The following is a 16,393-nucleotide window of genomic DNA, read 5'->3' as shown; positions in this document are numbered from 1 at the left end:
ATACTAATTAAAACTTTAATGAAACCAGAATATATCATCCTATTAATTGTTACCTACTTTGCTGTTTTAATCTTTATTTCTTACATAACAGGAAAATCTGCAGACAACAAAACATTTTTTAAAGCAAACAATTCTTCACCTTGGTACTTAGTTGCTTTTGGTATGATAGGTGCTTCGCTTTCTGGTGTAACATTTATTTCTGTTCCTGGTTGGGTAGAAGGCCAAAACATGAGTTATTTTCAAATGGTTTTGGGTTACGTAGTTGGTTACGCTGTTATTGGCTTAGTGCTACTACCACTCTATTACCGTTTAAATTTAACTTCAATCTACAGTTATTTAGAAGATAGATTTGGTAAATACTCATACAAAACCGGCGCTACTTTCTTCTTAATTTCAAGAACAATTGGGGCTGCTTTTAGACTGTTTTTAGTTGCTAACGTATTGCAATTATTGCTATTCGATGGTTACGGAATTCCGTTTTGGGTTACCGTATCTATTACCATACTTTTAATTTGGTTATATACTTTTAAAGGAGGTATAAAAACAATTGTTTGGACAGATACTTTACAAACACTTTTTATGCTAATTGCTGTTGGTGTTTGTATTTATACAATTTCAGACGAGATGGAAATTAGCAACATTTTTACATATGTTGCAGATAGCGAATTATCTAAAACCTTCTTTTTCGATGATGTAAATGCTGGTAATTATTTCTGGAAACGTTTTCTTGCTGGTGCGTTTGTTGCCATTGTTATGACTGGTTTAGACCAAGACATGATGCAAAAAAACTTAACTTGTAGAAACTTAAAAGATGCACAAAAAAACATGTTTTGGTTTACAATTGTTCTTGTTATTGTTAACTTCTTCTTTTTAGCTTTAGGTGTTTTATTAACAGATTTTGCTCAGAAAAACGGTATTGATGCCCATAAAGACGAATTGTTTCCAATAATAGCCACCAAAGGTAATTTAGGTTTAGCTACAGCTATTTTCTTTTTACTAGGTTTAATTGCAGCTGCATATTCTAGTGCAGATTCTGCTTTAACATCTTTAACGACTTCTTTTAGTATCGATATTTTAGAAATTGATAAACAAGAAGACAAGAAAAAACAAGAGAAAACAAGAAAGAAAATACATGTTCTATTCTCTTTTATATTAATAGCTACAATTCTTGTTTTTAAATATTTTATAGCAGATGAAAGTGTTATTTCTAAAATATTTACGTTTGCTAATTACACATATGGTCCGTTATTAGGTTTATATGCTTTTGGCTTGTTTACCAAAATAAAAGTGCAAGATAAAATGGTACCAATTATTTGTTTAGCATCTCCGTTTCTAACCTATTTTCTAAATTACTTAGCTCTAGAATATGCTGGTTTCGATTTTGGTTTCTCTCTTTTAATACTAAACGGATTTATAACATTTATAGGTTTGTTCTTATTTAAGAGAAAATAGAGCACATAAGAATAATATCAAAAAAAAGAATCAGAATCGTTAACGATTCTGATTCTTTTTTTTGTAAATCTAAATTGAAACGATGTCAATTTATTATTTCATGTCTGTACTTTCGAAAATTTTATCAGCAGAACCCGCAATAAAACCAGAAAACAAGGCACCGTTTTTCATAACATGTCTATATGCAAATTCATAGTAACAAGAGGTTATTTCTTTAGTTACTTCTTTAAATGCAATAGGAATTCTGTCTGCTAAAACACTAGATTGTTCTAAAAATTCTTCTGGTGTTCCTTTAATCTCTCCTCCAGAAGTATTCATCTTAAATCCGTTTTCTTTTAAAAACAAATTAACCTCTTGCAAAGAACTAAAAGTATCTAATTCATTAACATCTACAGTAAAATGATTAGAACAAAAGCCGTTTACATACAACCAAGCTGCATATTCTGTTTCTGCTTGTAGTTTTTCGTATACATTAAAACTAGGTTGCTCCCACAATCTTCCTTTAAAGACAAGTTCTCCAGAATTCAATTCACTTTCAGAAATTGAATCTATCATTTTCTTTACCTCAGCTTGTAATTCACTTGAAAACTCAGCAACTTTTAATTGACTAATAAATACTCTAGGCAAAGTTTTATCTGTTGCATGCTCAAAATGTTTTGCATACAATTTCTTAGCAACAAAAGTATAATCGCCACATTCTACATAACCAGCCGCTAAAAAAGGTTTTGCTAAAACTTCTATATTCACACGAGGATCATCAAAAGTTCTAAAAGCAACATGATCATTAATAATTTTATTTCCTTTTTCTGTAAATAAATCTTTTATTTTTTGTGCAGACGGAGTTCTTTGCGTGTACTCCTTCCATAATGTTTCAAAAATTTCAGTTGTAGTCATTTTCTATTTAATTTATACCTCTAATATAAATCAATTTACTTCATAAATAAACCAATCATAAGTAATTTTACATTTATAAAAATGATTTTATATCAAAATGATTTTATAAATTGCTTTCTAAAGGTATTTTGACCTAAATCTAACCAAACTAAGTGCAATGGAGAATCAAATTGACTACATAGACAAGCAAATACTTATTAAGCTGCAAACAGACGGAAGAAAAGCATTTTCTCAAATAGCAGAAGAACTAAATATTTCTAATTCATTGGTGCATCAAAGAATTAAAAAACTAACAGATTCTGAAGTAATTAAGAATGCAGAATTTTTACTAGATGAAAAAAAATTAGGATACAAAACTAAATCTTATACAGGAATTCGTTTACGTGAAGCGCGTTTTGCAAAATCTGTAATGGAAGAATTAACTAAAATTAATGAAATAGTAGAATGTAATTACGTTTCTGGAAATTATGCCATTTTTATTCTCATATTTGCACGAGACAATGAACATTTACGTGAAGTATTATACGAGCAAGTTCATTTGATTAATGGCGTTTCTGGCACAGATACATTTATATGTTTCGATACTGGTTTTAAAAGGAATATTCCCATCGAATAATAGTAAAATTTAAAATAATTTTTTATTGAAAATTAATAGCAACAGTCTACATTAAAAAACAATATGAGAAAAACAATTTCAATTATTGGCGGCGGACCTTCTTCTTTACTTTTAGCTGCTTTTTTAAATACAGAAAAGTTTGACATTACTATTTATGAAAAAAATAAAACTGTTGGTAGAAAATTTTTAGTTGCAGGAAAAGGTGGTTTTAATCTTACACATTCAGAACCAATTTCTAATTTTATAGAAAAATACACACCAAATAGTTTTTTAGAAAATTCTTTATTAAGCTTTACAAATGATAATTTTAGAGAATGGCTAAACTCTATAGGAATACCAACATATGTAGGTAGCAGTAAAAGAATATATCCTGAAGAAGGAATAAAACCAATTACCGTTTTAAATACAATTATAAAGCATTTAAAAACAAAAGGAGTTCATTTTAAATACGAACATATTTTTTCTGGTTGGAATCTAGAGAACAATATTCTTATAAATAATAAAATAATAACTTCTGATTATACCGTTTTTTCTTTGGGTGGCGGAAGTTGGAAAATTACAGGATCTGATGGAAATTGGCTAAATACTTTTAAAGAAAAAGGAATAAAAACAATACCTTTTGAAGCTTCTAATTGTGCTTTTAAAATTAATTGGAATTCTAAATTCATAAAAGAAAACGAAGGAATTCCTTTAAAAAATATTGCAATTTCTTGTTTAGAAAAAACACAAAAAGGAGAAGCTGTAATTACCAATTTTGGTTTAGAAGGAAACGCCATTTATGCATTAAGTCCGCAAATTAGACATCAATTAAAATCGAAAGGAAAAGCAATTATTTACATCGATTTTAAACCTACTTTAAACTTAGAGAAAATTATAACTAAAATTAAAAAATCTGGTTTTAAGAATACTACACAAATTTTAAAGAAAGAATTAAAATTAAGTAACTCTCAAATAGATTTATTAAAAAACAATCTTTCTAAAGACGCTTATTTAAATTCAGAAATAATATCAAAAAACATTAAAAAATTCCCTTTAGAAATTACTGGCTTAGGAACTTTAGATGAAGCTATCTCTACTGTTGGCGGTATCGATTTAGAGGCAATAGACGGCAATTTTCAATTAGAAAAAATTAAAAATCAGTATTGCATTGGCGAAATGTTAAATTGGGACGCACCAACTGGAGGTTATTTACTACAAGCTTGTGCAAGTACAGGTGTTTATCTTGCAAAACATATGAATAAAACGGAATAAAAAAACTATCTTTTTGTGTGTTTAAACTCGTAAAATATTCAGTATTTTTACTGTACACAAATAAATTAAATGTCTAAAGACTTATCTAATTACCGTAAATCTTACGAAAAGCAAGAACTTTTAGAAAGTAATTGTCCAGAAAACCCAATGGAATTATTTCAAACATGGTTTAGAAATGCAGATGAAACTGATGCTGTAGAAGAAACTAATGCAATGAATATTTCTACTATTGGTAAAGATGGTTTTCCTAAAAACAGAATCGTTTTATTAAAGAAATTTACTTGGGAAGGTTTTATTTTTTACACCAACTATACATCAGAAAAAGGAAAAGCAATAGAAGAAAACAACCATATTTGTTTGTCTTTCTTTTGGCCAGCTTTAGAACAACAAATTATAATAAAAGGTATTGCAGAGAAACAAGTAGAAAACCTATCTGATGGTTATTTTGAGTCTAGACCAGATGGAAGTAAACTAGGTGCTTGGGCTTCTAACCAAAGTACAGTTGTAGATTCTAGGAAAGAATTAGAACAAAGTTTATTAACTTTTGAAAAAGAATTTGAAGGTAAAGAAATTACAAGACCACAACATTGGGGCGGTTACTTAGTGAAACCTATTTCTATAGAGTTTTGGCAAGGGAGACCAAATAGACTACATGATAGAATTAGATATCGTCTAGAAAAAGATTTTTCTTGGAAAATAGAAAGATTAGCGCCATAAATTTTTATATTTACCCAACACAACTAAAAAATTAAATGAAAACACTTTATATTGTTAGACACGCAAAATCTTCTTGGGAGTATTCTGGAATAGAAGATATTGATAGACCTTTAAAAAAGCGTGGTATTAAAGATGCTCATTTAATGTCTAAAGTTTTGTCTAAAAAAATGGATAAACCAGACGTCTTTATTACCAGTAGTGCAAATAGAGCTTTACATACCGCAGTTATTTTTTGTGAGAACTTCGGTTTTCCACACGCAAACCTTCAAATAAAAAGACAGTTGTATAGTTTTAGCGATGGTTATTTAGTAAAAACGGTAAATGCTTTAGATGATGCATTTAATTCTGCAATTATATTTAGTCACGATCATGGTATTAATACATTTGTTAATGAATTTGGAAACAAACCGCTAGCACACGTACCAACTTGTGGTGTAATTGCATTACAATTTCAAGAAAAACACTGGAAAAACATAAGAAGAGGAAAAACTATTTTTGCAGAATTTCCTAAAAACCATAAATAATACATTTTGTTAGAAATAAAAAAATTAGCAGCAATTGATATCGGTTCTAATGCCATAAGATTACTAATTTCAAACGTAATTGTTTCTGAAGATAGAGAGCCTCAGTTTAAAAAATCTTCTTTAGTTCGTGTTCCTATTCGTTTGGGAGCAGATGTATTTGTTAACGAAGGTATTATTAGTGATGCTAATGTTAACAGAATGATAAACGCAATGGAAGCTTTTAAACTACTTATGAATGTGCATGGAGTTGAAAGATACAAAGCGTGTGCTACCTCTGCAATGAGAGAAGCCTCTAATGGTAAAGAAGTAACAGATAGAATTCTTGCAGAAACAGGTGTAAAAATCGATGTTATTGGAGGAAAAGAAGAAGCAGCTATTATATCTTCTACAGATTTAAACGAACTAATTGAAGGAGATAACTCATATTTATATGTAGATGTTGGTGGTGGTAGTACAGAATTCACGCTATTTTCTAAAGGCGAAATAATAAATTCTAAGTCTTTTAAAATGGGTACTGTTCGTCTCTTAAACAATAAAAAATCTGTTAATAAAGAAATTTTTTCTAATGTAGAAAAATGGATTAAGAAGAATACCAAAGATTTAAAAGGCGTTTCATTAATTGGTTCTGGCGGTAACATTAACAAAATCTTTAAAATGTCTGGCAGAACAGAAGGAAAACCTATTTCTTTTATTTATTTAAACGCTCAGTATCAGTTCTTAAAGAACATGTCTTATGATGATCGTATCTCTGAACTGAGTTTAAACCCGGATAGAGCAGATGTTATAATACCTGCAACAAAAATTTACTTATCTGCTATGAAATGGAGTGGTGCTAGAAAAATTTATGTCCCAAAAATTGGTCTTTCAGACGGAATCATTAAAAGTCTCTACAACAACACCTTATAAAAATACTTTTTAAGATTTCTTTAACTTTTTTTTAACATTTATTTTTTTATTGTATCTTTATAGTGACTTTTAAAACTATTTAGAGTCTTACTAAGTGAACGATAAATATTAAAAACTAATTACCCATGAAAAAAATTTTACTAAGTGCTACATTATTAATGTTCGGCGCGGTTGCTTTTGCACAGGATTTACCATCAAACCCAGAACCAGGAAAATGTTATGTACGTTGTAAAACTCCAGAAGTTTGGAAAAATGAAGATGTAACTATCGAGATTGCTCCTGCTTACAAGAAAATAGTAACATATCCTGCAACTTACGAAACTGTTACAGAAAGAGTATTAATTAAAGAAGCAGACCAACGTTTAGTTGTTGTACCAAGTGTTTGGGAAACTAAAACTGAATCTTATACTGCAAAAGAAGATGCTAACAAATTAAGAACAATCAAAGCTACTTTTAGCCCAGATTCTCAAGTTATTGAAACTAAAGCTGCATCTGCAGTATGGGAGATGAGTGAAAAAGCACCTGATTGTGAATCAAGTGATCCTAATGACTGTAGATACTGGTGTTATAAGCCAATTCCTGCACAATTTGTAACTGTTTCTTTAACAACTTTAAGTTCAGATGCTACTACTGCTTCTGCTAAAGTTCCTGGATATGATAAAACATATACTAAGAAAGTAATGGTTTCTGGACCAACAACAAAAACTATCGATGTACCTGCTGTTTATGGTTCTATCAACAAAGTAGTTTTAGTTAAAGATGCTTACCAAGAAGAAGTTACTGTTTCTGCAAAATACAGAACTGTTACTAAAGAAGTTTTAGTTAACAAAGGTGGTTTAACTACTTGGAAAGAAGTTGAATGTGAATTAGTTAACAACACTCCGTTACCAATTAACTGGAACTTAGGAAGTGCAACTTTAACTAATGGTGCAAAAAGAATTATTGACGCTCGTTTATTACCAATCTTAAAAGATGGTGTTGCTGTAGCTATTGAGTCTCACACAGATTCAAGAGGAACAAAAGAAAACAACCAAAACTTATCTGAAAGAAGAGCACAAGCAGTTACAAACTACTTAATTACTAAAGGAGTTAATCCTAGCCAATTAACTGGAAACGGTCTTGGAGAGTCTAAATTAACTAACAGATGTGCTGATGGTGTTTCTTGTACAGAAGCACAACACAGAGCAAACAGAAGAACTACTTTTAGAGTTATCAATCAAAAATAATTCGATTTTATATTGAATGGAAAAACCGAAGCAATTTGCTTCGGTTTTTTTTATACCTATTTTTTTTTTATAAAGTTATAGGAATAATATAGGAAGTTAATTGTACTAACACTATTAAACAGAAGAATAAATCTATCCTAAAGAGTATCTATATATGTTTATTTAAAACGCATTAACTAATATATAAAGAAGCTATATTTTAATCATCTCAATAAAACTAGAGGCTATAAACGCCTTAAACTTTTATTAATAAGAGTTAGATTAAAGTTTTAATTAAACAGCAAGATAGATTTGTAAAAACAAGGTTTTAAGACTTGTGCGCACAAAAAAAACCGAAGCTATTAACTTCGGTTTTTTTTTGCTTTTTATTTATTAATAATTTTCTATTACAGACTGTATAAATGGATAATAGTATTCTGTAAGAATTAATCCTTTTTTATAACCAATCATTTTTTCTTGATGATTTATAAAAACTAATGTTGGGTATGATTTTACTTTATACTTGCTTATTAACTTATAATTTTCTTCTAGCATTTTAGGACTAACAAGATCTTTATTTCTTGGGTTATTTGCTTCATATAAGATTAAATCTTTGTCTGCAATTGCCTTAAATTTCTCTGAATGAAATAATTTCTTATCTAAAATTTTACAAGGACTGCACCAATCCGATCCTGTAAAATAAATTAAAATTGGTTTCTTTTCTCTTTTCGATTTTTTTAAAGCTTTCTTAAAAGAAGATTCCCAATTAACAGGAACAATCTCTTCTAAAGCTAGAGTTTCTATACTTTCTTGAGCAGAAATACAATTAGATAATAAAATAATAACAGAAAATATAAATAGTTTTTTCATTCTAATGATTTGTTCTAAAATATCAATAATAATACCAAATTTAAAGTTTTTATTTTAAATGGTTATTTATAAGCAAATTAAATGCTTTATTTTCATTATTTAAAAAAGAAGTTTCGATAGGTAAATAGTATAAATCATTAATATGATCTTGTAATCTCACGTAATCTTTTTCGGTAGTTAAAATTATTTTAGGTAATTTCATATCATCAAATTTCTTTTTTATAGCTGTAATTTCATTACTCGAAAAATGATGATGGTCTGCGTACTTTAAATGATGAAACTTAACTTTTAAACTTTCTAAATAATTTATTAAAGGAGCAGGATTTGCTATTCCCGTGATTAATAAAACGTCTAAATTCACTAGATCTAATGTTGAAATCTCTTTTGAACCTAGAACTTTATCTGCATAAGAAATACTAGTAAAAAATACTTCTTTGTTAAATTTACGCAATTTTAATTTTATAGAATCCTGATTCTTTTTCGATAAATTATAAGGACATTTAGTAACCAAAATTACATCTGCCCTATTTGCTCCTTGTCTACTTTCTCTTAAATTACCTGTTGGTAAAAGAAAATCATCCACAAATAAATCAGCATACTTTGTTAGTAAAATATAAAAACTTCCTTTTACTTTTCTATGCTGAAAAGCATCATCTAGTAAGACAACATCTGGTTTCTTATTCTTAATTAAACTTGTAATACCTTCTACTCTATTTGCATCTACTGCAATACTAATATCATTAAACTTTTTAAAATATTGTAAAGGTTCATCTCCAACATCTGCCGCAGAATGATTTTTATTCAATAAAACAAAACCTTCTGTTTCTCTTTTATAACCTCTACTTAAAACAGCTGTTTTAAAATTATTTTTTAATAATCGAATTAAATATTCAATTTGAGGTGTTTTACCCGTTCCTCCAACACTTAAATTACCAACAATAATTACAGGTATTTTAAATGATGTTACTTTAAAAATACCAACATCAAAAAAAAAGTTACGTATTCTAGTAACAAAATCATATAATACTGCAAACGGAAAGAGTAAAAATCTAAGTACTTTCATTGGGGTAAAAATACATTAAAAATGTTAACTTTGGTTTTAGAAAAGATAACCGAATGAATATAAAAGAAGTAACAAATTATTTAGAAGAATTGGCTCCTTTAAATTATGCCGAAGATTTTGATAATGTTGGTTTACTCGTAGGAAACTACCAAACAGAAGTTACAGGAATTTTAGTTACACTAGATACTTTAGAGGAAACTGTAAATGAAGCAATTGCTAAAAAATGTAATTTAATTATTAGTTTCCATCCAATTATTTTTGGTGGATTAAAAAAACTAAACGGGAATTCTTACGTTGAAAGAGTCGTTCTAAAGGCGATAAAAAATGATATTGCTATTTATGCTACACATACTGCTCTAGATAACTCTAAAAATGGCGTTTCGGCTAAAATGTGCGAAGTTTTAGGTTTAGAGAATACACAAATTCTAATTCCTAAAAAAGGGATTATAAAAAAACTAACCACTTTTGTGCCAATTAAAAATGCAGAAAACTTAAGAAATTCTCTTTTTAACGCAGGTGCAGGTGATATTGGTAATTACGACAAATGCTCTTTTAACATAAATGGAGAAGGAACATACAGGGGAAACGAAAATTCGAATCCTGTTGTTGGAGAAAAAGGGAAACTTCATACTGAAAAAGAAACAAGAATTAGTGTTGTTTTTGAGAGTAAAAATGAAGCCTCTATTTTAAAAGCTTTAAATAAAGAACATCCTTACGAAGAAGTTGCATATGAAATAATTACAACAGAAAATGTGCATCAAGATATTGGTATGGGAATGATTGGTGAACTGCCTGTAGAAATGAACGAAAAAGATTTTTTATCATTTTTAAAAGTAACAATGAAGACCGATTGTGTTCGTCATTCTGAACTAATCAATAAAAAAATAAAAAAAGTAGCTGTTTTAGGCGGTTCGGGTAGTTTTGCTATTTCAAACGCAAAAAGAGCTAAAGCAGACGCTTATGTGAGTGCAGATTTTAAGTATCATGAATTTTTTAAAGCTGAAAAAAGCATTTTATTGGCAGATATTGGTCATTATGAGAGCGAACAGTTTACAAAAAACCTTTTGGTTGACTATCTTACGAAAAAATTCAGTAATTTTGCAGTCATTTTATCAGAAAAAAGTACGAATCCAATTTATTACATATAAACATGGCAAAGAAGAAAGAAATTTCAGTTGAGCAAAAATTAAGAGCATTGTATGATTTACAATTAATAGACTCTAGAATTGATGAAATTAGAAACGTTAGAGGTGAATTGCCTTTAGAGGTTGAAGATTTAGAAGATGAAGTTGCCGGATTAAATACCCGTATTTCTAATTTAGTTGAAGATGCTACTAATTTAGAAACTGAAATCACTAATAAAAAACAAGCAATTGAAGATTCTAAAACTTTAATGGCTAAGTACGAGGAACAACAAAAAAATGTTAGAAATAACAGAGAGTTTGATTCATTGTCTAAAGAAATGGAATTTCAAGATTTAGAGATTCAATTAGCTGAAAAAAGAATTAACGAGTACAAAGCTAAAATTTCTCAGAAAAATGAAGTTATAGATGGTACTAAAGAAAAATTAGCGAAACAAGACAAACATTTAGGTCATAAAAAAGCTGAATTAGATGCTATCTTAAAAGAAACTGAAAAAGAAGAAAAACTTTTAGGAGAAAAATCTGAAGAGTTTGCTAAATCTTTAGATGCACACTTATTTGCTGCTTATACAAGAATTAGAACTAAGGTTAAAAATGGTTTAGCAGTAGTTGCAATCGAAAGAGGTGCTTCTGGAGGATCTTATTTTACAATACCACCACAAGTTCAATTAGAAATTGCAAATAGAAAGAAGATAACTATAGATGAGCATAGTGGACGTATCTTAGTTGATGCTGCATTAGCTGATGAAGAGAAAGAGAAAATGGATAAATTATTTTCTTAATCTTTTAAAATATTTCATAAAAAAACTCGAAGCTTAGCTTCGAGTTTTTTTTTGTACTTATAATTTTCTTGTAATCTAATAATCTAACTTTTTAATATAATTTAGTTTCTCTTTCCAAATATCTAAATCTTCTTTAAACTCAAGTACTCTTTTCTTAACATTTAAAACCAAAGGATTGTCATCTTTAGCATTAGAAAAGAAACCTAAGTTATTTTCTAACTGTTGCATTTCTTTTACAACCTCATCAATCTTCTTTCTAACAAATAATTGTTCAGAATCTAGCTTTCTATAATCTTCATTAGCAGCTAAACCATCTACAACATACGTAAACTTTAACATAGAAACTTCTTTCTTATCTAAAGATAAACTTTCTAGCAACCTATCTATTTGCTTATTAAATTTCCCTTCTAAATGTCTAACATTTCTAGGCAATGGTCCTAACTCTTTCCAAGTATTAATAGCTTCTAAAACACTTTCTTTAGAATGCTCTTTTTCTTCTTTTAAACTCTCTAAATAAGCTTTTTTAGCATCTACTAAAGCTTGTTGTTCTTTACTTACTGCATTTTTTTGATCGTGATATCTATCGAAATAAGCATTACAAGCAGCTTTAAATTTTTTCCAAATATCATCAGAAAATTTTCTTGGTACATGACCAATTTCTTTCCAATCTGATTGAATTTTTTTCATTGCCTCGGTTGCAACAGCCCAATCTTCACTTTCTTTTAAAGATTCTGCAACTTCTATTAATGCTTGTTTCTTTTTTAAGTTTTCTTGTTGTTCGCTTTTTTCATCTTTATAAAAATGATTTTTCGAACTGTTAAATTTCTTTGTAGCTGTTTTAAACTTTTGCCAAACTTCTTCGCTTTTAGCATATGGTAATTTACCTACATTAAAATATTCTTGTCTTAATTTCTCGACATCATTAATACTATTTTGCCAATCTTTGTGAGATTTGTTACCAGAAGTATCATAAGCATTTAAACGCGCTATAACCTCTAATTTTTTAGTAATAATCTCTTGATATTTAGACTTCATATCACGAAAATGTTCGTGGCGTTTGTCGTGTATTTTTTTTGTTGCAGCACTAAATTTTTGCCAAACGTCTTCTCTAACATCTTTAGCAACAGGTCCTATATCTTCTTTCCAGATTTTATGTAAATCTTGTAATTCTTTAAAAGCATCATTAACATCTGTAGACGCTGCTAATGCTTCTGCTTTTGCAACAATTTTAAGTTTTTCTTCTAAATTATTCTTAAAATCTAAATCTCTAAAATCATTGCTTAAGTGAAGTAAATCATAAAAACGCTCTACATGATGATGATACGTTTTCCATGTATCATTATAACGAGTTTTAGAAACTGGCCCAATAGAACGCCAAGAATCTTGTAACACTTTAAAATCTTTATACATAGTGTTTGCGTCTGCATTCTCTATAAGATTTTTTAAACCTTCTATAACTTCAAACCTTTTATTAAGATTGTCATCCATTTGCTTTTCTATAGCGTTGTAATGAGCATCTCTTTGCTTTTTATAATCTGAAAGCAACGTATTATATTCACCTTTTAGAGGGCTAGAATATTGAAAATCTATTGTATTCCCTCCTTCTTCAATAAATACTTTTTTCTTTTCTGCTAATAAAGCACCAAATTTTGCATTAAACGCATTTTTTATAGCGTCTACTTGGTCTTTAATTCTATTAACAGGATTGTTAGATAATGTATTTTGTAACTCTTTAATTAAATCTTCTAAAGATAAAACAGTATAATCTAAAGCAGCAGCCTTCTCTTCTTTTACCTCATTTTTCTCTGCTTCTTCTGCTACAGAGTTTTCTACTTCTTCAATTGCTTTAGAATTCTCGTCTACTGTTTGTACAACAACTTCAACTGTTTCCTCAACAACCGCAGCCTTTTCCTCCTTTAAATCTAGAGTGTCATTAACAGCTTCTTCTACTTTTACTACCGTTTTTTCAACGTTTTCTTCATTATTATCTAACATATCTACAATGTTTAAGTTCGTTTAATAATACATTATTATTATAGTTTATAAAGATACTGACAACTTACTAGTTATACAAAAACTAGAGCTATAATTATTATTTGCTTTTATTCCAAATTCGCCAAGATTCTTCTGCTTGTAATTCTAACATTTCATAACCATTTTTTATGGCAGCTCCTTTTTCTTTTCCTTTAGACAAGAAAGTAGAAACTTCTGGGTTATAAATTAGATCGAACAATAAATGTTTATCCGTTAGAAATTGATAAGGTATATTTGGCGATAAATGTATGTCTGGTGAAGTTCCTACAGGTGTACAATTTATAATTACATGGTATTTAGAAATAACTTCTTCTGTTAAATCTTGGTAAGAAATTTCTTTTTTTTCTGAAGGATTTCTAGAGACAAACTTGTATTTAATATTGTTCTTTTTAAGAGCATAAGCAATAGCTTTAGAAGCACCACCAGTTCCTAAAATTAAGGCGTATTTATGATGCTTTTTTAAGTAAGGAAAAATTGAGTTTTCAAAACCTACAACATCTGTATTGTATCCTTTTAAATTACCCCTTTTAGTAAATTTAATTGTATTTACAGCTCCAATTTCCTCTGCTGTTTTATCTAACTTATCTAAATATTGTATTACCTCTTCTTTATAAGGAATTGTAACATTAATACCTTCTAAGAACTCTTCGTTCTTTATAATTGAAGGAAAATCTTTAATACTTGCTAAATCAAAATTTTTATAATGATTTTTCTTTAAATCTAACTTCTCAAATTTTTCTGCAAAATATCCTCTAGAAAATGAATAGGAGATATTTTTACCTAAAAGACCAAAAACTCTATTTCTTTTTTCTTCCATAATAATCTATTATTAAAATTAAAGCAACACCAATTATAATGTAAAAAATGGCTAACCATGTTTCTGTTAATGAAAAATCTGGTATAAAACGATTATAGTTTTCAATAATTTTATGCCCTTTTTTATCTAAAAGAAACTCATTATTATAAACTAAATATATCGCTTTTTTCCAAGGCCAAACAATACCCAAAGAACCTGTTATAAACCCGATAATTACAGCAGTTACAATTGTGTTCCATCTTTTTAGAACATAGCCTAAAACATGACTAATAGAAACCAACCCAAAAGCAGAACCTGCTGTAAACACAGTAATTATCTTAAGGTATCTTATTTTTTCTGGATCTTCTAAAACATCAAAATTTCCTATAATTAAATTGGTTACAACGTAGAACAATTCATTTACAGAATCTACTAATAGTAACACATAATTCCCCATTAAAATAAGAATAAATGAGCCAGAAAGACCTGGAAGCGTCATTCCAGAAACACCAATAATACCGCAAATAAAAACAAACCAAAGATTATCATTTTCTCCTGCAGGGGTTAAAAAACTGATTCCTAAGCCAACCGAAACACCTATAATTAAAGAAATAACATTAGTTTTATTCCAGTCGCCAAAGTCTTTACCAATGTAATATATAGAACCAATAATCATCCCAAAAAACCAACTCCAAACATAAAGTTCGTAATTTTTTAAGAAGTAATCTAAAACAAGAGAAATACTGAAGTAACTAAAAATACTTCCTCCCATTATTAATATTAGAAACTGGCCATTTACATATTTATAAAATGTTTTAAAACGACCATTTATTAACAACTTAAATGCTGTTAAATTTATCTTTCTAAAAGAATAAATAAGTTCTTCGTAAAAACCAAAAACAAAAGAAACTGTTCCGCCAGAAACACCAGGAACTTTATTTGCAGCTCCCATTGCTAATCCTTTTAAGAAAAGGTATAATTTCTGATAAAAACTTTTCTCTTGTTGCATTATCCTTTTTTAACTGCCAATTTCTCCATCAATAAAATTAAACCAAAACCAACAAATGCAAGTACAATTGCCATCATTAATTTAGGATCTCCATCAAAAGAAAAAGGAGAAACACTTTGTTCTAGTAACGGTTTTGTAACTCCATGACTATTTACATACGTAGAAATTGTTTCTTTCCAAGGCCAAACTTTATTTAAAGAACCTAGCATGATACCTGTTAAAACAATTAGCATTTGATTTTTATAATTTGCAAAAAGCCATTTTAATAGTTTAGAAAAAGAAAGTAAACCAACAATTACACCTAAACCAATGGATGCAATTATCTTATAATTTTTATCTGTTAAAGCTGTCATAACAACAGGATATACACCAATTAAAAGCAAAATATAAGAACCAGAAATACCTGGCAAAATCATTGCACAAGATGCTATTGCACCTGCAAAAATTAAAAATAAGTAATTAATACCACCAACATTTGTAGACGGTATTATTGTTATTGCATAACCAAATGAAATACCTAAAATGAATAAAATAATAATTTTAGCATTCCAATTTTCTACTTGCTTTCCTATATAAATAATACTTGCAGCAACCAATCCGAAGAAAAATGACCACAACAAAACCGGCTCATTTTCTAACAACCATTTTATGGTTTTTGCTAAAGAAATTATACTAATAAATATACCTATAAAAAGAGATAATAAGAAAGAACCATTCACTTGTTTCCAAGCAGCTTTTATACCTTCTGTCTTTAGCGTTTTAAGTAATTTTAAATTCACACTCGCTATAGAACTTAAAAGTTCTTCATAAATTCCAGAAATAAATGCAATTGTTCCTCCAGAAACACCAGGAACAACATCTGCAGCTCCCATAGCCATACCTTTTAGTCCGATTACGATATAATCTTTTAAATTTCTTCCCATTATATTTTCTTATTTTTGTAAAAAACGAAGATAATAGAATTTGAAGAAAGATAGAAACGTTTATTCTATTTGTATCTTTTATAGATAATACAAGAAATGCCAAAAAAAGGAAAAGCAAAAAATACGCTAAACAAAGCTAAACACACCAAGTTAATGAATAGAAAAATTAACAAAGTGAAACTAGAAAAACAACTTAATAAAGAACGTTT

General features: G+C 28.8%; 16 protein-coding genes. 9 read left to right on the top strand and 7 right to left on the bottom strand.

The genetic code is table 11. The features are described from left to right. Positions 1–18 precede the first annotated feature (18 nt). Entirely contained in the window at positions 19–1,452 is a 1,434-nt protein-coding gene (locus SHK09_RS13220) for a sodium:solute symporter (protein ID WP_319811259.1), read from the top strand. A 93-nt stretch (positions 1,453–1,545) separates the two neighbouring features. Here the strand turns inward: SHK09_RS13220 and SHK09_RS13215 are convergent, their stop codons facing one another. Next, positions 1,546–2,346, bottom strand: coding sequence for a DUF1338 domain-containing protein (locus SHK09_RS13215; RefSeq protein WP_319811258.1), 801 nt, complete (start codon positions 2,344–2,346; stop codon positions 1,546–1,548). 157 nt (positions 2,347–2,503) lie between these two features. Between SHK09_RS13215 and SHK09_RS13210 the strand changes: the two genes are divergently transcribed. The 6 genes from SHK09_RS13210 (at position 2,504) to SHK09_RS13185 (ending at position 7,586) form a co-directional block, all read left to right on the top strand. Next, complete coding sequence (locus SHK09_RS13210; RefSeq protein ID WP_319811257.1) at positions 2,504–2,962, top strand: Lrp/AsnC family transcriptional regulator; 459 nt, start codon at positions 2,504–2,506, stop codon at positions 2,960–2,962. Between the two features lie 63 nt (positions 2,963–3,025). Then, positions 3,026–4,213, top strand: coding sequence for an NAD(P)-dependent oxidoreductase (locus SHK09_RS13205; protein WP_319811256.1), 1,188 nt, complete (start codon positions 3,026–3,028; stop codon positions 4,211–4,213). A 69-nt stretch (positions 4,214–4,282) separates the two neighbouring features. Beyond that, positions 4,283–4,930, top strand: a complete 648-nt coding sequence (pdxH, locus tag SHK09_RS13200; RefSeq protein WP_319811255.1) for a pyridoxamine 5'-phosphate oxidase — start codon at positions 4,283–4,285, stop codon at positions 4,928–4,930. 35 nt (positions 4,931–4,965) lie between these two features. Beyond that, positions 4,966–5,454, top strand: coding sequence for a histidine phosphatase family protein (locus tag SHK09_RS13195; RefSeq protein ID WP_319811254.1), 489 nt, complete (start codon positions 4,966–4,968; stop codon positions 5,452–5,454). A 6-nt stretch (positions 5,455–5,460) separates the two neighbouring features. Next, entirely contained in the window at positions 5,461–6,360 is a 900-nt protein-coding gene (locus SHK09_RS13190; protein WP_319811253.1) for an exopolyphosphatase, read from the top strand. 125 nt (positions 6,361–6,485) lie between these two features. Beyond that, positions 6,486–7,586, top strand: a complete 1,101-nt coding sequence (locus SHK09_RS13185; protein WP_319811252.1) for an OmpA family protein — start codon at positions 6,486–6,488, stop codon at positions 7,584–7,586. 372 nt (positions 7,587–7,958) lie between these two features. On the opposite strand, the gene SHK09_RS13180 is transcribed toward SHK09_RS13185, so the two are convergent. Both SHK09_RS13180 and lpxK read right to left on the bottom strand, forming a co-directional pair. Further along, complete coding sequence (locus SHK09_RS13180) at positions 7,959–8,435, bottom strand: thioredoxin family protein (RefSeq protein WP_319811251.1); 477 nt, start codon at positions 8,433–8,435, stop codon at positions 7,959–7,961. A 49-nt stretch (positions 8,436–8,484) separates the two neighbouring features. Next, positions 8,485–9,498 (bottom strand): tetraacyldisaccharide 4'-kinase, encoded by a 1,014-nt coding sequence (gene lpxK, locus SHK09_RS13175; RefSeq protein WP_319811250.1) that lies wholly within the window; start codon positions 9,496–9,498, stop codon positions 8,485–8,487. Between the two features lie 53 nt (positions 9,499–9,551). On the opposite strand from lpxK, the gene SHK09_RS13170 reads away from it, so the two are divergent. Continuing rightward, positions 9,552–10,646, top strand: a complete 1,095-nt coding sequence (locus SHK09_RS13170) for a Nif3-like dinuclear metal center hexameric protein (RefSeq protein WP_319811249.1) — start codon at positions 9,552–9,554, stop codon at positions 10,644–10,646. 2 nt (positions 10,647–10,648) lie between these two features. Next, on the top strand, positions 10,649–11,422 hold the full coding sequence (locus SHK09_RS13165) for a hypothetical protein (protein ID WP_319811248.1): 774 nt from the start codon (positions 10,649–10,651) through the stop codon (positions 11,420–11,422). Between the two features lie 75 nt (positions 11,423–11,497). Here the strand turns inward: SHK09_RS13165 and SHK09_RS13160 are convergent, their stop codons facing one another. The 4 genes from SHK09_RS13160 to SHK09_RS13145 all read right to left on the bottom strand — a co-directional run bounded on the left by SHK09_RS13160 (position 11,498) and on the right by SHK09_RS13145 (position 16,184). Beyond that, positions 11,498–13,417, bottom strand: a complete 1,920-nt coding sequence (locus SHK09_RS13160; protein ID WP_319811247.1) for a DUF349 domain-containing protein — start codon at positions 13,415–13,417, stop codon at positions 11,498–11,500. Between the two features lie 97 nt (positions 13,418–13,514). Then, complete coding sequence (aroE, locus tag SHK09_RS13155; protein WP_319811246.1) at positions 13,515–14,273, bottom strand: shikimate dehydrogenase; 759 nt, start codon at positions 14,271–14,273, stop codon at positions 13,515–13,517. After that, positions 14,254–15,261, bottom strand: a complete 1,008-nt coding sequence (locus SHK09_RS13150; protein ID WP_319811245.1) for a DUF368 domain-containing protein — start codon at positions 15,259–15,261, stop codon at positions 14,254–14,256. Before SHK09_RS13150 ends, aroE begins: the two co-directional genes overlap by 20 nt. Further along, complete coding sequence (locus SHK09_RS13145; RefSeq protein ID WP_319811244.1) at positions 15,261–16,184, bottom strand: DUF368 domain-containing protein; 924 nt, start codon at positions 16,182–16,184, stop codon at positions 15,261–15,263. The genes SHK09_RS13150 and SHK09_RS13145 overlap by 1 nt, the downstream gene beginning before the upstream one ends. Positions 16,185–16,393 lie beyond the last annotated feature (209 nt).

The sequence above is a fragment of the Polaribacter sp. PL03 genome, assembly GCF_033875165.1.
In the GTDB taxonomy this organism is placed as follows: domain Bacteria; phylum Bacteroidota; class Bacteroidia; order Flavobacteriales; family Flavobacteriaceae; genus Polaribacter.
The sequence above is the reverse complement of the archived record's forward strand: the minus strand, read 5'-3'. Positions and strand labels throughout refer to the sequence as shown.

What these genes read in the sequence shown, in the direction of transcription:
- SHK09_RS13220 (WP_319811259.1), top strand. Translation starts at nt 19, where the DNA reads ATGAAACCAGAATATATCATCCTATTAATTGTTACCTACTTTGCTGTT.
- SHK09_RS13215 (WP_319811258.1), bottom strand. Translation starts at nt 2,346, where the DNA reads ATGACTACAACTGAAATTTTTGAAACATTATGGAAGGAGTACACGCAA.
- SHK09_RS13210 (WP_319811257.1), top strand. Translation starts at nt 2,504, where the DNA reads ATGGAGAATCAAATTGACTACATAGACAAGCAAATACTTATTAAGCTG.
- SHK09_RS13205 (WP_319811256.1), top strand. Translation starts at nt 3,026, where the DNA reads ATGAGAAAAACAATTTCAATTATTGGCGGCGGACCTTCTTCTTTACTT.
- pdxH (WP_319811255.1), top strand. Translation starts at nt 4,283, where the DNA reads ATGTCTAAAGACTTATCTAATTACCGTAAATCTTACGAAAAGCAAGAA.
- SHK09_RS13195 (WP_319811254.1), top strand. Translation starts at nt 4,966, where the DNA reads ATGAAAACACTTTATATTGTTAGACACGCAAAATCTTCTTGGGAGTAT.
- SHK09_RS13185 (WP_319811252.1), top strand. Translation starts at nt 6,486, where the DNA reads ATGAAAAAAATTTTACTAAGTGCTACATTATTAATGTTCGGCGCGGTT.
- SHK09_RS13180 (WP_319811251.1), bottom strand. Translation starts at nt 8,435, where the DNA reads ATGAAAAAACTATTTATATTTTCTGTTATTATTTTATTATCTAATTGT.
- lpxK (WP_319811250.1), bottom strand. Translation starts at nt 9,498, where the DNA reads ATGAAAGTACTTAGATTTTTACTCTTTCCGTTTGCAGTATTATATGAT.
- SHK09_RS13170 (WP_319811249.1), top strand. Translation starts at nt 9,552, where the DNA reads ATGAATATAAAAGAAGTAACAAATTATTTAGAAGAATTGGCTCCTTTA.
- SHK09_RS13165 (WP_319811248.1), top strand. Translation starts at nt 10,649, where the DNA reads ATGGCAAAGAAGAAAGAAATTTCAGTTGAGCAAAAATTAAGAGCATTG.
- SHK09_RS13160 (WP_319811247.1), bottom strand. Translation starts at nt 13,417, where the DNA reads ATGTTAGATAATAATGAAGAAAACGTTGAAAAAACGGTAGTAAAAGTA.
- aroE (WP_319811246.1), bottom strand. Translation starts at nt 14,273, where the DNA reads ATGGAAGAAAAAAGAAATAGAGTTTTTGGTCTTTTAGGTAAAAATATC.
- SHK09_RS13150 (WP_319811245.1), bottom strand. Translation starts at nt 15,261, where the DNA reads ATGCAACAAGAGAAAAGTTTTTATCAGAAATTATACCTTTTCTTAAAA.
- SHK09_RS13145 (WP_319811244.1), bottom strand. Translation starts at nt 16,184, where the DNA reads ATGGGAAGAAATTTAAAAGATTATATCGTAATCGGACTAAAAGGTATG.